A 16,209-nucleotide genomic window follows, 5' to 3' on the forward strand; every position below is an offset into this window, starting at 1 on the left:
AAAACGGGATCGCAGGACGCATGGCCAAAGCGAAGTCGCACTATGTCTGTCAAAGCTGTGGGTCGGTCTATCGGCGCTGGGCCGGCCGTTGCACCGATTGCGGTGCCTGGAACAGCATCGTCGAGGAAGCGCCGCCGGCCGAGGCCGCCCAGCCCAAAGGCTTGGGCGTCGGCCGCGGCACCACGCTCAAGCTCGTTGGCCTCGCCGACGACGGCCGCATCGACCCGCGCCTCGAAACCGGGCTGCCCGAACTGGACCGGGCGGTCGGCGGCGGCTTCGTGCCCGGCTCGGCGGTGTTGATCGGCGGCGACCCCGGCATCGGCAAGTCGACGCTGCTGCTCCAGGCGCTGGCCGGGCTGGCCCAGGCCGGCCGCCGCGCGGTCTATATCTCGGGCGAAGAGGCCGAGGCCCAGGTGCAACGGCGCGCCGGGCGGCTCGGGCTGGCCGACGCCGAGGTGCACCTGGCCACCGCCACCAGCCTGCGCGACATCCTGACCACGCTCGACGACGGCCCGGCGCCGCACATCTTGGTCATCGACTCGATCCAGACGCTTTATGCCGACACGCTCGACAGCGCGCCCGGCACGGTCGCCCAGGTGCGCGCCTGCGCCCAGGCGCTGATCGGCTTCGCCAAACGGCGCGGCACCGTGGTGCTGCTGGTCGGCCATGTCACCAAGGACGGCCAGATCGCCGGGCCGCGGGTGCTCGAACACATGGTCGACACGGTGCTCTATTTCGAGGGCGAGCGCGGCCACCCGTTCCGCATCCTGCGCAGCGTCAAGAACCGCTATGGCGGCACCGACGAGATCGGCGTGTTCGAGATGACCGGGCTCGGGCTCGCCCAGGTGGGCAACCCCTCCGAGATGTTCCTGTCCGACCGCTCGGGCGACGTGTCGGGCTCGGCGGTGTTCGCCGGCGTCGAGGGCACGCGCCCGGTGCTGGTGGAGATCCAGGCCCTGGTGGCGCCGACCCAGGCCGCCAACCCGCGCCGCACCGTGGTCGGCTGGGACAGCGGCCGGCTGGCCATGGTGCTGGCGGTGCTGGATGCGCGCTGCGGCTTGGGGCTGGCCGGCGCCGACGTCTATCTCAATGTGGCCGGCGGCCTTAAAATCGCCGAACCCGCCGCCGACCTTGCGGTCGCCGCAGCCCTGGTGTCGTCATTGACCGACCGGCCGGTGCCGCCCGAAACCGTGCTGTTCGGCGAAATCAGCCTGTCGGGCGACATCCGCCCGGTGGCCCAGGCCGACGCGCGGCTCAAGGAGGCCGGCAAGCTCGGTTTCACCCGCGCCTATCTGCCCGCGCGCACCAAGGCGGGCCAGGACGCGGGCCCGGTGCGCGCCCACGGTCTCGACGGCGTCGCCGACCTGGTCGCCCTGTTCGGCGCCGGCGAAACCGACTAGACCTTGACCAGCACCCGGGGCGGCGGCTTGGGCGTCGCCAGTGCAACGGCATCAAGCGGAGGGATCGGCAATGGAAGGATGGACCGCCTTCGATATCGTGGTGGGGTTGACCGTGGGATTGTGCTTCCTGGTCGCCCTGGCCAAGGGGTTTACCCGGCTGACGCTGGGCATCGCGGCGTGGATCGGCGCGGCGGTGATCACGCTTTATGCGTTCACGCCGGTCAGCGCGCTGGCCCGCGAAATGGTCTCGCCGCCCGAGATCGCCGATATCCTGACCGTGCCGGTGGTGTTCATCACCGCGCTGGTGCTGCTCAAGCTGCTCGCCTCGGCCCTCGGCGACGGTGTCGCGTCGAGCGGCGTCGGCTTTCTCGACCGCTCGCTCGGCGGCCTGTTGGGGCTGTTGTTCGGCCTGGCGCTGGTGTCCACCGCCTATCTCGGCCTGTCGGCGCTGATCAAGCCGGCCGATCAGCCCGACTGGGTGCGCGAGGCCAAGTCGCGCCCGCTGCTCAGCTATGGCGCCCGGCTGGTCGCCGATCTCGGCCCCGAATTGGGCCGCCGCGCGGTCGAGACCGACACCGGCCAGCGGGTCATGGAGAAACAGCGCGAGACCGCACCGCGGCTGCGCCAGTCGGTCGAAAAGGCGGCCGAACCGATCTATGAGGAAGGCCAGCGCCGGATGCTCGACCGGACCGTCCAGGAGTTACTCAAAGAGAGCGACCAGTGCGACCCCGAGGTCGACCGCAACTGCCCCGCCGGCACGCCGCCGAGACGCTGAGTCGCAAGATCGGTCCCTAAGCCCCGCCGCCATCGGCCCGGCTTGGCCGTCGATGACACAAGCGTGACGGCCAAATGACGCGAGAAACGCCGTCTCGGCTATCGCGCCCTTGGCAGACCCAGGGGCGCGGCTCTATATGACCCCCACATGTGAAGGGCGGCGTTCCGGCCACGCCCAGCCTTGGTATCGGGGGACCCTTTGTCCGAGATTGCCACGTCCGACCGGTCCGCGCGCGCGTTGACCACCCACCCCTTTGACGACGACCATCTGCGCGAAGAGTGCGGCGTGTTCGGCCTGTTCGGCACCGACGACGCCGCCGCCCACACGGTGCTCGGCCTGCACGCGTTGCAGCACCGGGGTCAGGAAGCCGCCGGCATCACCAGCTTCGACGGCAGCCAGTTCCACACCCAGAAGCATGGCGGCCAGGTGGCCGACTATTTCACCGACCAGGCGGTGCTCGACCGCCTGCCCGGCGCGGCGGCGATCGGTCATGTGCGCTATTCGACCACCGGCGAGACGGCGATGCGCAACGTCCAGCCGCTGTTCGCCGAACTGGCCCATGGCGGCTTCGCGGTCGCCCACAACGGTAATCTGACCAACGCCCAGACCCTGCGCCGCAGCCTGGTGCGCGCCGGGGCGATCTTCCAGTCCACCTCCGACACCGAGGTGATCCTGCACCTGCTGGCCACCTCCACCTTCCGCACCGCGCTCGATCGCTTCATTGATGCCCTGCGCCAGGTGGAAGGCGCCTATTCGCTGGTCGCGCTGACCCAAGAGGCGCTGATCGGCGTGCGCGACCCCTTGGGCGTGCGCCCGCTGGTGCTCGGCGAGATGGAAGACGGGGTGCAGATCCTGTGCTCTGAAACCTGCGCGCTCGACATCCTCGGCGCCACCTTCATCCGCGAGATCGAACCCGGCGAGATGGTGGTGATCGACCGCAACGGCCTGACCTCGCTGCACCCGTTCGACCCGGCACCGGCGCGGCCGTGCATCTTCGAGCATGTCTATTTCTCGCGCCCCGACAGCATGCTCGACGGCATGTCGGTCTATGATGTGCGCAAGCGCATCGGCGCGGAACTGGCGCGCGAAAGCGGCGTCGAGGCCGACCTGGTGATCCCGGTGCCCGACAGCGGCACGCCGGCGGCCATCGGCTATGCGCGCGAGGCCGATCTGCCGTTCGAACTGGGCATCGTGCGCAACCATTATGTGGGCCGCACGTTCATCGAACCGTCCGACAAGATCCGCCATCTGGGCGTCAAGCTGAAGCACAACGCCAACCACTGGTCGATCAAGGGCAAGCGGGTGATCCTGGTGGACGATTCCATCGTCCGCGGCACCACCTCGATGAAGATCGTCGACATGGTCCGCCAGGCCGGCGCGCGCGAGGTGCACATGCGCATCGCCAGCCCGCCGACCCGTCATAGCTGTTTCTATGGCGTCGACACGCCCGAACGCTCCAAGCTGCTGGCCGCGCGCATGGACCTGGACAGCATGCGCGACGTGATCGGCGCCGACACCCTGGCGTTTCTGTCCATCGCCGGCCTCTATCGGGCCTGCTATGTGGACGCCGGCCGCAACGACGCCCAGCCGCAATTCTGCGACGCCTGTTTCACCGGCGACTATCCGACCCGCCTGACCGACCAGGAAGACGTGGCCGGACCGCTCGACCTGCTGGCCGCGGCTCAGTCCTGAGCCCGGCCCGCGTTCCTGCCCTCCCATGCGAGTATGAGCCATGTCCGATGCTGAGATTCTGCCGCCCGACCATCCGCTGCCGCCGCTGTCTGCGGGGTCGCCCGAGGGTAAGCCGCTCGCCGGGCGGATCGCGCTGGTCACCGGCGCCGGACACGGCATCGGCCGGGCCGTGGCGCCCTTGCTCGCCCGCGCCGGCGCCCATGTGGTCGCGGTGTCGCGGCCGCAGTCGAAGGCAGCCCTTGAAGAACTGGACGACGAGATCACCGAGGCGACCGGTGAAGGCGCCACGCTGGTGCCGCTCGACATCAAGGACTATGGCGGCATCGACAATCTGGGGGCGGGGCTTTACGAGCGCTTCGGCAAGCTCGATATCCTGGTGTCCAATGCCGGGCTCTTGGGGCCGCTGAGCCCGGTGGGCCACTACACGCCCAAGGAATGGGACGATGTGGTGGCGGTCAACTTCACCGCCAATTACCGGCTGATCCGGTCCATGGACCCGCTGTTGCGCCTGTCCGACGCCGGCCGGGCGCTGTTCGTCACCTCGGGCGCCACGCAAAAGAACCGCGCCTATTGGGCCGGCTATGCGGCGACCAAGGCGGCGCTGGAAAAGCTGGTGCTGACCTATGCCGAGGAAGTGGCCGAAAAGCCCATGGCGGTCAATCTGATCGACCCCGGTGCCACGGCCACCCACATGCGCCGCGCCGCGTTCCCGGGCGAAGACCCGGCGACCCTGCCCAGCCCGGCCGATGTGGCGCGGCTCTACCTGGCCATGGTGCGCCCCGAGTTCACCCAATCGGGCACCCGCCTGCGCTACCGCGACTGGGCCGCCCAGGCCGGCTGAGCCAGACCCGACGCGCGGGGACCACACCCCGGACCCGCGCGCCCCAACCGCCCTTAAGGCGCGCCCCCGCGCCACGCCACCGGCATGGCAACCGCCAGCGACGCCATCCATCGGACGGCCGCGCCCTACGCCCGCCGGCCGACGGTGGACCGCAACCGCTGCCTTAGAGGTAGGTGCCGTCAGCCGTCCGTCACCCCTGGCGCCATTTGATCGAACAGCCCATGGACGGAAGCTGCGTCTCGGGCGCGCCCCGGCCCGCGGCCACGGCGAGCATGGCGTCGCGCAACTCATGGGGCGCGTCGGCGGGCGGCGGGTCCTTGCGCCCGGCGTCGAGACGGCCGCGATAGACCAGCCGACCCGCGGCGTCGAAGCCGAAGAAATCGGGCGTGCACACCGCGCCATAGGCCCGCGCCACCGCCTGGCTCTCGTCCAGCAGATACGGGCAATCGAGCCCGGTCCCGGCCGCAAAGGCGCGCATGGCGTCGGGCGCGTCGTCGGGATAGGCGTGAAAATCGTTGGGCATGATCGCCGCCACACCGACCCCGGCGGCCTTCAACGCGGCCGCGTCGGCGATGAAGCGCGGGATCATCGCCTTCACATAGGGGCAATGGTTGCAGATGAAGGCGATCACCGTGCCCGCCTCGCCCGCCACATCGGCAAAGCGCCGGGGCGTGCCGTCCAGGTCGGGCAGGGAAAACTCAGCGGCGGTCCAGCCGAGGTCGCCGGGCGGGGTTTGCAGGGACACCATCGCACACGCTCCTTGATCGTCAGGGGTTGCTTTTCCGGGCTTGCCGGCGGGCGGACGCAGGGTCCGTTGCGAGCCCCTTGCACCGCCCGACTGGAGTTCTTATCACTCTGACGACGTCAGTTCACCCCGTGCCACGCCCCAAGGGAGCCCCAAGCCCCATGTCAGCCGCCGCCGCCCCGCACCATAGCGCCTCCGACCCGGTCGTCATCGTCGCCCTGTCGCGCACGCCCATGGGCGGCCTGATGGGCGAGTTGGGCGCCGTCAAGGCCACCGAACTCGGCGCCACCGCGATCCGTGGCGCGCTCGGCCAGATCGCCCTCGACCCGGCCGAGATCGACGAGACCATCATGGGCTGCGTGCTGCCCGCGGGCCAGGGCCAGGCGCCGGCCCGCCAGGCCGCCAAGGCCGCCGGCGTGCCCGACAGCACCGGTGCGGTCACCATCAACAAGATGTGCGGCTCGGGCATGAAGGCGGTGATGCAGGGCGCCGACGCGATCGCCGCGGGCTCGGCCGCCGTGGTGCTCGCCGGCGGCATGGAGAGCATGACCAACGCCCCGTTCCTGATGCTCGACCACCGCAGCGGCCACAAATACGGCCACACCCGGGTCTATGACCATATGGCGCTCGACGGCCTCGAAGACGCCTATGAGCCCGGGCGCGCCATGGGCACCTTCGCCGAGGCCACCGCCAGCCACTATCAGTTCACCCGCGAGGCCCAGGACGCCTACGCCATCGCCTCGGTGGAACGCGCGCGCCGCGCCGTCGATGAGGGCTGGTTCGACGCCCAGATCACGCCGGTGACCGTCACCACCCGCAAGGGCGACCACAGGGTCGAGCGCGACGAACAGCCGGCCAAGGCGCGGCCCGAGAAGATCCCCACCCTGCGCCCGGCGTTCGCCAAGGACGGCACGGTGACCGCGGCCTCGTCGTCGTCGATCTCCGACGGCGCGGCGGCGCTGCTGCTGATGACCCGATCCGAGGCCGAGCGCCGCGGGCTCGCCCCGATCGCCACCCTCTACGGCCACGCCACCCACGCCCAGGCGCCCGAATGGTTCACCACCGCGCCGGTGGGCGCGCTGCGCAAGCTGTTCGAGCGCACCGGCTGGCGGCCGTCGGACGTGGACCTCTATGAGATCAACGAGGCGTTCGCGGTGGTGCCCATGGCGGCCATGCGCGAGTTGTCGCTGCCCCATGACGTGGTCAATGTGCACGGTGGCGCCTGCGCGCTCGGCCACCCGATCGGCGCCTCGGGCGCGCGCATCCTGGTGACCCTGATCCACGCGCTGCGCCAGGCCGGCGCCCGGCGCGGCGTCGCCAGCCTGTGCATCGGCGGCGGCGAAGCCACTGCGATGGCGGTGGAACTGGCGGCTTAGCGGCGCCGTTTTTCGTTATACCCCCTATTTGAGGCTATGTTTTTTGCAAAACACCTAATCTCTTTGTACTTCTCATTGGAGCCCTGCTGCGGTTTCAAGCGCTTACGCCAGTCCTCATCCCTCAAGCAGATCGTCACAATTTCTTTAACTTGCGGCTCCAGAAAACCTTTCGCCGAACACAAAATAGTTTTCTTGTTACAGAAAAAACAAATAGCTTCCAAGGAATTTAAAAACTCAGATTCCTCAAATTCCTCAAATCCTGAATTGCCGCACTCATTTGTTGCGCCTTCGTTGTCATTGTTGACACTAACCACTGCTAAGTATCGCCGAAAAGATTCAGCTAGTTCATTTTTTAAGGTTATAACAATATTGAGCTGAATAACTTGAATGGAAACAAACAAAGAAACCACGCTAAAAACAAGAGAAAAAAACGCAATAATTATTGTAATAAAATCGTGCATTTTATTTTTTTTCAGGCTTTTTCCCTCCGGAGCCCTCATTGTTTTCTGGTTTTTCTTGAGGACGAATTGGCTTTCTATAATGATCGCCGCTCATTGAACGCTCGCTTCTTTTGTGTTCCGATTTATCTTTGCTCATCTCTACCTCTTTCACTTTCCCAACTGATTATATACGGAATAGCTTCAAGAGAACAAGGCTTCTTGACCAGAGCCTCTCGCTGCCGCATGCCGATCCTCAACCACAAGGACGAGGAGGGTTGCCATGGTCCATGACGCGTTGTTGAGCGAGGAACAGCGCCTGATCCGCGCGATGGCGCGCAGTTTCGCCGCCGAGCAGGTCGCGCCCCACGCCGCGGCCTGGGAGAAGGCCGGCCGGGTGCCGGGCGAGGTGCTGGCGCGCATGGGCGAGCTTGGGCTGCTGGGCATGTGCGTGTCGCCCGATTGGGGCGGCGCGGGCACCGACTATACCGCCTATGCGCTGGCGCTGATCGAGATCGCCGCCGGCGACGGCGGCCTGTCGACGCTGATGAGCGTCAACAACTCGCCGGTCTGTGCGGCCATCGAAGCCGCCGGGACCGAGGCGCAGAAGGCGCGCTTCCTGCGCCCGCTGGCCCGGGGCGAGATGATCGGCGCGTTCTGCCTGACCGAACCCGGCGCGGGCTCCGACGCCGCCGCCCTGACCACCCGCGCGCGGCCAACCGCCGAGGGCTATGTGATCGACGGCACCAAGCAGTTCATCACGTCCGGCGCCATCGCCGGGGCCGCCATCGTGTTCGCGGTCACCGACCCGGACGCGGGCAAGAAGGGCATCTCGGCGTTCGTGGTGCCCACCGACACGCCGGGCTTCACCGTCGCGCGGGTCGAGGACAAGCTGGGCCAGAAATCGTCCGACACCGCGCAGATCGTCTTCGACGCCATGGTGGTGCCCGCCGACTGCCGGTTGGGCAGCGAAGGCGCCGGCTATCGCCTGGCGCTGGCCAATCTGGAAAGCGGGCGCATCGGCATCGCGGCGCAAGCGGTGGGCATGGCGCGCGCCGCCCTCGACGCCGCCACCGCCTATGCGCGCGAGCGGACCAGCTTCGGCCGGCCGATCATCGCCCACCAGGCGGTGGGCTTCCGGCTCGCCGAGATGGCGACGCGGGTGGCGGCGGCCGAGCAGATGGTGCTCAACGCCGCCCGGCTCAAGGACGCGGGCGAGGCATGCCTGCGCGAGGCGTGCATGGCCAAGCTGTTCGCCTCCGAGGCGGCCGAGGCGGTGTGTTCCGACGCCATCCAGACCCTCGGCGGCTATGGCTATCTGGCCGACTATGGCATCGAGCGGATCTATCGCGACGTCAAGGTGTGCCAGATCTACGAGGGCACGTCGGACATCCAGAAGCTGGTCATCAACCGCCAGATGATGGCCGACTGAGCCCCCCGGCGGCGGGGGTCGGGCGCCCGGCCATGGCGCCACACGGCCCCCGACGGCCCGCCCTGCCCGGCCCAGCAAACCCAGCCAGCCCATCGCACGCCGTCGTCGCGAGCGCCAGCGACGCGATCCAATTGCCGCTTGCCGCCTGCGCTGGGGGTGCCCGTCGGGGCGGCGGCGGGTGCGGGCCGTCCTCTACCGTCGACCGGCGGGCGTTGTCGCTGCCGTCGCTTGAATGGCGTCGCTGGCGCTCGCCAAGACGGCGGGGGGCGGGCGCCCGGCCCGGCTTCGCCAGACAGCCCTGCCCTATACCCTGCCCGACACCTCCGCCCGGTCGCCCCGGCCCTTGCCTGACCGCCCCGCGTCGTCCTTCGCCGCCCGTTGGCGCTTCCCGGGCCTGCCTCGCTGCCCCGGCCACCCCGGGACCTGAGCTCCGGGTCAGGCGGCTTCGGGCGGACGGGGGGCGGGCAGACCGGTTTCGCGCTCGCAGGCCGCGCGCAGGGTGTCGATATCGGGGCCGAAGTCGAACACCGGGATCTCCCCGCGCTCGGCGCGCATCGCGTCCCGGCGCGCTTGGGTGGCGGCGGGATCGACCGCGCCGTCGGCGCCGAGCACCACGCCATAGCCGGCCTCGGCGCCGGCGCGCGTGACCAGACCGCGGCGCACGTCGAGCGCCACCAGATCCGGGTCGCGGGCCAGCGGGTCGCCCCAGCCGCCGCCGCCCCAGGTGATGAAGTGCAGCGCGTCGCCCGGGCCGACGCGGATATCGTCGGCCTTGTTGGCCAGCACCGCCCGGCTGCCGTCGGCGCGTTCGAGGATCTTGCGCGCCCGCGCGCCGGGCTTGCCGCCATTGACGCCCCAGGGATGGGTGAACCAGCGGTCGTCGTGGATGGCGATGGTGCCCGCGCCGGTGAAGCGATAGGTCATGTGAATGCCGTTGCCGCCCCGGTGCAGCCCCGGCCCGCCGCTGTCGGCGACGGTCTCATAGCGCTCGATGCGCAAGGGGTAGTAACGCTCCAGAAACTCGTTGGGCACGTTGGTGAAGCCGGGCCACAGCGAATGCCCGTCGGGGCCGTCGCCCAGCGGCCGCCCGGGAATACCGCCGAAGCCGATCTGGAACAATTGGAACCAGCGTCCGTCCGCGCCATAGCCCGAGAACATCAGGTGCGGGCTCGACGAAAAGCCGGCGGCGTTGAGGAACTCGGGCTGGCGCTGGCCGAGCAGGCCGCCGAGGATATCGAACAGCCGGCCGAGCGCGTGGGTGCGGCAGCTGAGCGCTGCGGGAAAGGCCGGCTTGAACAAGCTGCCCTCGGGGATGCGCACCTCGACCAGATCGTAAAAGCCGTCGTTGAACAGGATCTGCGGGTCGAAAACCATGATCATGTAGATGCCGAAGAACATCTTGAGCATGTTTTCGTTGAGATAGAAGTTGATCGAACTGGCCGATTGGGGCGACGTGCCCTCGAAGTCGAGGATCACCCTGTCGCCCTCGCGCCACATGGCGCAGTGGATCTTGTAGGGCCCGTACCCCAAGCCGTCGTCGCACAGATAGTCGGTGAAGGTCAGCCGCTCTTCCGACACCGTGGTGCGGATCAACGCCTTCATGGCGCGGCGGTTGCGCGCCAGCAGCGCCGCGCCGGCGGCGACATAGACATCGTCGCCGAAGCGTTCGCACATCTCGTGGATGCGCCGCTCGGCGGTGCGGCACGACGCCAGCAGCGCGTTGAGGTCGGAGCGGCACCATTCGGGCATGCGCACCTGGTGCAGCACCAGGTCGACCAGGTCGCGCTGCATCTCGCCCCGGCGGTAGAGCTTGACCGGCGGGATGCGCACGCCCTCTTCGAAGATGGTGCGCCCGTCGGTGGGCAAGGAGCCCGGCACCCGGCCGCCCACATCGGTCTGGTGGCCGAAGTGCGACGCCCAGGCGACCAGCCGGCCGTGGCGGAACACCGGCACCAGCACCAGCCAGTCATTGTTGTGGCTGATCGCACCTTCGCAGCTATAGGGGTCGGACAGCCAGATCACGTCGCCGTCTTCGATGGTGCCGTCGAAATTGTCCAGAAAACCCTGGATGAAGCTGCCGAACTGGCCGACCACCATGCGCCCTTGTGCGTCGGCGATCAGCGGGAAGGCGTCGCCCTGTTCGCGGATGCCGGGGCTCATGGCGGTGCGCATGACCGTGGCGTCCATCTCGGTGCGGGCGTTTTTGAGCGCGTTTTCGATGATGTCCAGCGTCACCGGGTCGACGGTGACCGGGGCGAACGGCGTGTCGTTGGTCTGCACAATCGTCGCGGGCATGGGTCTTGGCCTCCCCTCAGACCGGATGGATCAGGATGGTGCCGAAATCGTCGACCCGGGCCTCGCAGCCGTCGAGCACCAGGGTGGTCGCGTCCATCTCGACGATCACCGCCGGGCCGGGCACCCGGTCGCCGGCGCGCAGCCGGGCGCGGTCGTAGAGCCCGGCGGCGCGCTCGGCGCCGTCGATGTAAAGGCGGTGGTCGCGCAGCCGGGCGGCGCCCGCGTCGCCGGTGCCGCGCGCCAGCCGGGGCGGCGCCACGTCGGCGGCGGCCCCCAGGGCCATGGCGCGCAGATTGACCAGTTCATGGGCCACGTCGAGGTTGAAGGTGAACAGCCGCTCGTGCTCGTCGTCGAACGCGCGGGCCAGGGCCGCGAGCCCGGTGCCGCGCTCGAACGCGGCGAGATCGGCGGCCAGCGGCAGTTCGAACGCCTGGCCGCGATAGCGCACGTCGATCTCGAAGCCGACCGAGATGTCGGCGCGCGCGATGCCTTCGCCGGCCAGGTCGTCGGCCACCTGGCCGCCCAACTCGGCCAGCAGCCGGGCGAGCGTGGCGTCGTCGGTCTCGGGCGCCAGGGTGTTGAAGCTGCGCTGCGCCTCGACCCGCGACCGGGTGGTGGCGTCGCCATAGGCGCACAGCACGCCCGGGCTCGGCGGGATCACCACCGGCCAGGCGCCCATCAGCCGGCCGAGCGCATTGGCGTGCAACGGCCCCGCACCGCCGAAGCCCATCAGCGCGAAGTCGCGCGGGTCGTAGCCCTGCTGCACCGACACCAGGCGCAGCGCGCCGAACATGGTCTCGTTGGCGATGTCGACGATGCCGGTGGCCGCCTCGATGAGCGAAATGCCGAGCGCGTCGGCCACCCCCTGCACGGCGCGCTCGGCGCCGGCGCGGTCGAGGGTCATGGCGCCGCCGAGCAGGCTTTCGGGCAGATAGCCGAGCACCACATTGGCGTCGGTCACCGTGGGCCGGGTGCCGCCGCGGCCATAGGCCACCGGCCCGGGCTGCGCGCCGGCACTTTCCGGCCCGACCCGCAGCGCCCTGGTCAGCTCGGGCACATGGGCGATCGAGCCGCCGCCGGCCCCCACCGTGCGGATGTCGAGCGCGCTCGCCCGCACGGTCAGGTCGCCCACCGAGGTCTCGCGGCGCAGGCGCGGCTGGCCGCCCTCGATCAACGCCACGTCGGTGGACGTGCCGCCCATGTCGAGGGTGAGGATATTGTCGAGCCCGGCGTGGCGCGCCACCCACAGCGCGCCGGCGACGCCGCCCGCCGGCCCCGACATCAACAGGTTCACCGGCGCTGTCTGCGCCTTGGCGGCACTCATCAACCCGCCGTCGGAGCGCAACAGGTGGACCGGCGCGGTCATGCCCCACGCGGCCAGGCTATCGGCCAGGTTGCGCACATAGCGCGCCACCGGCGGGCGAACCATGGAATTGGCGACGGTGGTCAGGGCGCGCTCATATTCCTGCATCTCGGGCAGGATCGCCGACGACACGGTCACCGGCAGATCGGGCAGCATCTCGGCACAGATCTCGGCCACCCGGCGCTCATGGGCGTCGTTCACATAGGCGTTGATCAGGCACACGGTCAGCGCCTCGACGCCGGGCTTGTCGCCCCGATCGGCGAGCGCGCCCAGGCGGCGGCGTAATTCGGCCTCGTCAAGGGCGGCGACCACCCGGCCCTCGGCGTCGATGCGTTCGGGCACCTCGACCGTGCAGTCGAGCGGGGCGAGCGGCTCGGGCTTGGGCCAGACGATCCAACCGGCCAGACCGCCGGGCACGTAAGAGCGGGCGATCTGGAGGATCTGGCGATAGCCCTCGGTGACCAGCAGGCCGACCCGCGCGCCCTTGCCTTCCAGCACCGCGTTGGTGGCCACCGTGGTGCCGTGCAGGAACACCGCCACGTCGCCGGCCGCCACGCCGGCCTCGGCGCAGACCTTGCGTGCGCCTTCGACCACCGCGCGCGACGGGTCGTCGGGCGTCGACGGCACCTTGGCCCGCCAGGTTCGCCCGCTGGCGTCGTCGATCACCAACAGGTCGGTGAAAGTACCGCCCACATCCACACCAAGCCGATAGGCCATCGAAGCCGCCTCCCTATGATTTGTTTTTATGGTGTCATGCCGCGTCGGCGTCGTTCTTCGGCCTGGGAAAGCCGCCCGCGCGCGCCACCCGCGAGGGCAAGGGGGCGTCCAGATGGTCGCGCATCCAGGCGTTGGCGGCGATCAGGGCGTCGAGGTCGACGCCGGTGGCGACGCCCGAGCGGTCGAGCAGATAGACCACGTCCTCGGTCGCCACATTGCCGGTGGCGCGCGGCGCGAACGGACAGCCGCCCAAACCGCCGAGCGACGCGTCGATGGCGTCGACGCCGGCCTCGACCGCCGCCCAGACATTGGCGATGCCGGTGTTGCGGGTGTCGTGGAAATGACCGCGCAACGGCACCGGCCCGACCGCCGCGCGCACCCGGCCGACAAGCTCGGCCACCTGCGCCGGCACGCCGACGCCGATGGTGTCGGCAAGCGCGATCTCGGCGGGCTCGGCCTCGGCCACGCGCCGGGCCATGTCGACCACCCGGGCCACATCCACCCGGCCCTCGAACGGACAGCCGCAGACCGCCGACAGGGTCACCTGGGCCGACAGCCCGCGAGCCCGCGCCGCCCGGACGATATCGACCGCCACGGCGACGCTCTCGTCGGCGGTCTGGCCCTGGTTCTTGGTCGCGAAGCTGTCGGACGCGATCGCCACCGCGCCCACCTGGTCGACCCCGCGCGCGCCGCCGGCGCGGGTCGCCAGCGCCCGGTCAAGGCCGCGCCGGTTGAGCACCAGGCCGATATACTGCACGCCCGGCCGGTCGGGCAGCCCGGCGACCAGCGCCTCGGCATCGGCCATCTGCGGCACCCGCTCGGGATGGACGAAACTGGCCACTTCGAGTCGTTCGATACCTGCCGCCATCAGGCGGTCGATCATCGCCCGTTTGATCTCGGTCGGCAACACGCGCGGCTGGTTCTGCAAGCCGTCGCGCGGCCCCACCTCGACCAGCGCAATTCGTCGCTTGGGCATGGCACATCCTCCCTCTGATCTGTCCTGCCCGGAAATTTGTATACAATCAGCTTTGCGATTTGTATACAGACTGTCAAGCATCGTCCGACGAGGGGGCCGCCATTGCGCGCGGCGGCCGATGGGAGGGTATCACAATGACGGCATCGTCCTCGCCCTTTGGGGCGCTTCAGGGCTTGCGACTGTTGGAAATGGGCCAGTTGCTGGCCGGGCCGTTCTGCGGCCAGTTGATGGCCGACCATGGCTGCGAGGTGATCAAGATCGAGCAGCCGGGCACCGGCGACCCGATGCGCCAATGGGGCCGGGCCGACAAGCTGTGGTGGCCGGTGGTGGCGCGCAACAAGAAGTCGGTGACGCTCAATCTGCGCGAGGCCCAAGGCCAGGCGCTGGTCAAGGAGATGGTGGCGCAGGCCGATTTCGTGCTGGAGAATTTTCGCCCCGGCACCATGGAAAAATGGGGCCTGGACTATGCGACGCTGAAGGCGATCAACCCGCGCCTGATCATGATTCGCGTCTCGGGCTTCGGCCAGACCGGCCCTTATGCGACCCAGGCGGGCTATGGGTCGATCGGCGAGGCCATGGGCGGCATGCGCAACCTGGCCGGCGACCCGTCGACCCCGCCGAGCCGCATCGGCCTGTCGATCGGCGATTCGCTGGCCGCCACCTATGCGACGCTCGGCGCGCTGATGGCCCTGCACCATCGCGAGCGCACCGGCGAGGGCCAGATGGTCGACAGCGCCATCTACGAGGCGGTGCTGGCGATGATGGAATCCACCGTGCCCGAGTTCACCCAAGCCGGCTTCGTGCGCGAGCGCACCGGCTCGGTGCTGCCCAATGTGGCGCCGTCCAACGCCTACCCCACCCGCGACGGCGACGTGCTGATCGGCGCCAACCAGGACACGGTGTTCCGTCGTTTCGCCGCCGCCATGGGCCGGCCGGAGCTGGCCGACGACCCGCGCTACGCCAGCCACGACGCCCGCGGCGCGCGCCAGGCGGAACTCGACGCCCTGATCGCCGACTGGACCCGGACCTTCGCAGCCCAAGACCTGCTCGACCTGATGGCCGAGCACGGCGTGCCGGCGGGCAAGATCTTCAAGGCCCCCGACATGGTCGACGACCCGCACTACCAGGCGCGCGAGGCGCTCGTGAAGGTGGACCATCCGCGCTTCGACAAGCTGTGGATGCAGAACGTGTTTCCCAAGCTCTCGGCGACCCCGGGCCAGGTCAATTGGGCCGGACCCGAACTCGGCCAGCACAATGACGAGGTCTATGGCGGCCTGCTCGGCAAGTCGGCGCAAGACTTGGCGGCGCTCAAAAGCGCTGGCATCGTCTGACCGACCCGCCGCCGCCCCCAAGCCAGCCGAGGGAGCTTCGCCCATGGCCCCCACCGACCGCCGCGACACCCCACCCGACGATCTGAGCGCCGACTATGCCGCCGCCGGCTTCGGCAACCGGCTGGGCTTCGGCCAGCGCCCGGCGCTGATCCTGGTGGACCCGGTCAAGGCCTATGTGACGCCCGGCGCGCCGCTTTACGCCGGGGTCGAGGCCGCGGTCGCCGCCTGCGCCGCGTTGGCCGAGGCGGCGCGGGCGGCCGGCGTGCCGGTGATCTTCACCCGGGTGCGCTACATGGCCGACGGGGCGGACGGCGGGCGGTTCTTCCAGAAGGTTGGAGCCCTGGCCTGTTTCGCCGGCGACGACGCCCCCTTGGGCGGCTTTGCCGAGCCGCTGGCCCCGCGCGCTGACGAGGTGGTGGTGACCAAGCAATATGCCAGCGCGTTTTTCGGCACCTCGCTGGCCGCCACGCTGACCGCCATGGCCGTCGACACCTGCCTGATCGGCGGCCTGACCACCTCGGGCTGCGTGCGCGCCACCGCCCTCGACGCGCTCCAGCACGGCTTCATCCCCGTGGTGATACCGGAAGCCTGCGGCGACCGCGACGCCCGCGTCCAGGCCGCCAATCTGTTCGACCTGGGCCAGAAATACGCCGACGTGGTGGCCATGGCCGAGGTCCTGGCCCACCTGCGCGACCGCCCCTGAACCGGCCCACCCCGAACCGGTCCACCCTGAACCGGGCCACACGGCCGCGCCTCGCCGCCCCGCCCCACACCGCCGTCATGGGCCAGGCACACGCCCCCCATCCCGCCCCCATCCCGGCGGTCATGG

The 16,209-nt window shown here is 69.5% G+C and carries 14 protein-coding genes; 8 read left to right on the forward strand and 6 right to left on the reverse strand.

Features of this window, described 5'->3' with window-relative positions; all coding sequences use genetic code 11:
• The first annotated feature begins 20 nt into the window (after positions 1-20).
• From radA to EV659_RS08930, 4 genes are all read left to right on the forward strand, one after another.
• Positions 21-1,400: a DNA repair protein RadA gene (radA, locus tag EV659_RS08915; RefSeq protein WP_132708532.1), complete on the forward strand. Its 1,380-nt coding sequence runs from the start codon at positions 21-23 to the stop codon at positions 1,398-1,400.
• A gap of 70 nt (positions 1,401-1,470) precedes the next feature.
• Positions 1,471-2,175 (forward strand): CvpA family protein, encoded by a 705-nt coding sequence (locus tag EV659_RS08920; RefSeq protein WP_132708533.1) that lies wholly within the window; start codon positions 1,471-1,473, stop codon positions 2,173-2,175.
• Positions 2,176-2,373: 198 nt separating this feature from the next.
• Positions 2,374-3,867 (forward strand): amidophosphoribosyltransferase, encoded by a 1,494-nt coding sequence (gene purF / locus EV659_RS08925; RefSeq protein ID WP_200287702.1) that lies wholly within the window; start codon positions 2,374-2,376, stop codon positions 3,865-3,867.
• A gap of 40 nt (positions 3,868-3,907) precedes the next feature.
• On the forward strand, positions 3,908-4,708 hold the full coding sequence (locus tag EV659_RS08930) for an SDR family NAD(P)-dependent oxidoreductase (protein ID WP_132708534.1): 801 nt from the start codon (positions 3,908-3,910) through the stop codon (positions 4,706-4,708).
• Positions 4,709-4,898: 190 nt separating this feature from the next.
• Here the strand turns inward: EV659_RS08930 and EV659_RS08935 are convergent, their stop codons facing one another.
• Positions 4,899-5,456, reverse strand: a complete 558-nt coding sequence (locus tag EV659_RS08935; RefSeq protein WP_132708535.1) for a thioredoxin family protein — start codon at positions 5,454-5,456, stop codon at positions 4,899-4,901.
• Between the two features lie 158 nt (positions 5,457-5,614).
• Here EV659_RS08935 and EV659_RS08940 point away from each other — a divergent pair, with 158 nt between their 5' ends.
• The gene (locus EV659_RS08940; protein ID WP_132708536.1) at positions 5,615-6,829 is read left to right on the forward strand and encodes an acetyl-CoA C-acyltransferase; all 1,215 of its coding nucleotides are present in this window, start codon (positions 5,615-5,617) and stop codon (positions 6,827-6,829) included.
• On the opposite strand, the gene EV659_RS08945 is transcribed toward EV659_RS08940, so the two are convergent.
• Together EV659_RS08945 and EV659_RS15135 are read right to left on the reverse strand one after the other, a co-directional pair.
• A complete protein-coding gene (locus EV659_RS08945; protein ID WP_132708537.1) occupies positions 6,826-7,290 on the reverse strand; it encodes a hypothetical protein in 465 nt (154 codons plus the stop codon). The two genes, EV659_RS08940 and EV659_RS08945, sit on opposite strands and share 4 nt — an antisense overlap.
• A gap of 1 nt (position 7,291) precedes the next feature.
• Complete coding sequence (locus EV659_RS15135) at positions 7,292-7,426, reverse strand: hypothetical protein (protein ID WP_274600048.1); 135 nt, start codon at positions 7,424-7,426, stop codon at positions 7,292-7,294.
• Positions 7,427-7,549: 123 nt separating this feature from the next.
• Between EV659_RS15135 and EV659_RS08950 the strand changes: the two genes are divergently transcribed.
• Positions 7,550-8,698, forward strand: a complete 1,149-nt coding sequence (locus tag EV659_RS08950; RefSeq protein ID WP_184409805.1) for an acyl-CoA dehydrogenase family protein — start codon at positions 7,550-7,552, stop codon at positions 8,696-8,698.
• Positions 8,699-9,133: 435 nt separating this feature from the next.
• Here the strand turns inward: EV659_RS08950 and EV659_RS08955 are convergent, their stop codons facing one another.
• The 3 genes from EV659_RS08955 to EV659_RS08965 are packed head-to-tail and all read right to left on the reverse strand — an operon-like array spanning position 9,134 to position 14,049.
• On the reverse strand, positions 9,134-10,993 hold the full coding sequence (locus tag EV659_RS08955; protein WP_132708538.1) for a hydantoinase B/oxoprolinase family protein: 1,860 nt from the start codon (positions 10,991-10,993) through the stop codon (positions 9,134-9,136).
• Positions 10,994-11,009: 16 nt separating this feature from the next.
• Positions 11,010-13,073 carry a hydantoinase/oxoprolinase family protein gene (locus tag EV659_RS08960; RefSeq protein WP_132708539.1) on the reverse strand — a complete coding sequence of 688 codons (2,064 nt, stop codon included), beginning with the start codon at positions 13,071-13,073 and terminating at the stop codon, positions 11,010-11,012.
• 34 nt (positions 13,074-13,107) lie between these two features.
• The gene (locus EV659_RS08965) at positions 13,108-14,049 is read right to left on the reverse strand and encodes a hydroxymethylglutaryl-CoA lyase (protein ID WP_132708540.1); all 942 of its coding nucleotides are present in this window, start codon (positions 14,047-14,049) and stop codon (positions 13,108-13,110) included.
• 134 nt (positions 14,050-14,183) lie between these two features.
• Here EV659_RS08965 and EV659_RS08970 point away from each other — a divergent pair, with 134 nt between their 5' ends.
• Together EV659_RS08970 and EV659_RS08975 are read left to right on the forward strand one after the other, a co-directional pair.
• The gene (locus EV659_RS08970; RefSeq protein ID WP_132708541.1) at positions 14,184-15,380 is read left to right on the forward strand and encodes a CaiB/BaiF CoA transferase family protein; all 1,197 of its coding nucleotides are present in this window, start codon (positions 14,184-14,186) and stop codon (positions 15,378-15,380) included.
• A 43-nt stretch (positions 15,381-15,423) separates the two neighbouring features.
• Positions 15,424-16,083 carry an isochorismatase family protein gene (locus EV659_RS08975; protein WP_132708542.1) on the forward strand — a complete coding sequence of 220 codons (660 nt, stop codon included), beginning with the start codon at positions 15,424-15,426 and terminating at the stop codon, positions 16,081-16,083.
• Positions 16,084-16,209: the final 126 nt, after the last annotated feature.

The organism is Rhodothalassium salexigens DSM 2132, from assembly GCF_004341375.1.
GTDB lineage: Bacteria > Pseudomonadota > Alphaproteobacteria > Sphingomonadales > Rhodothalassiaceae > Rhodothalassium > Rhodothalassium salexigens.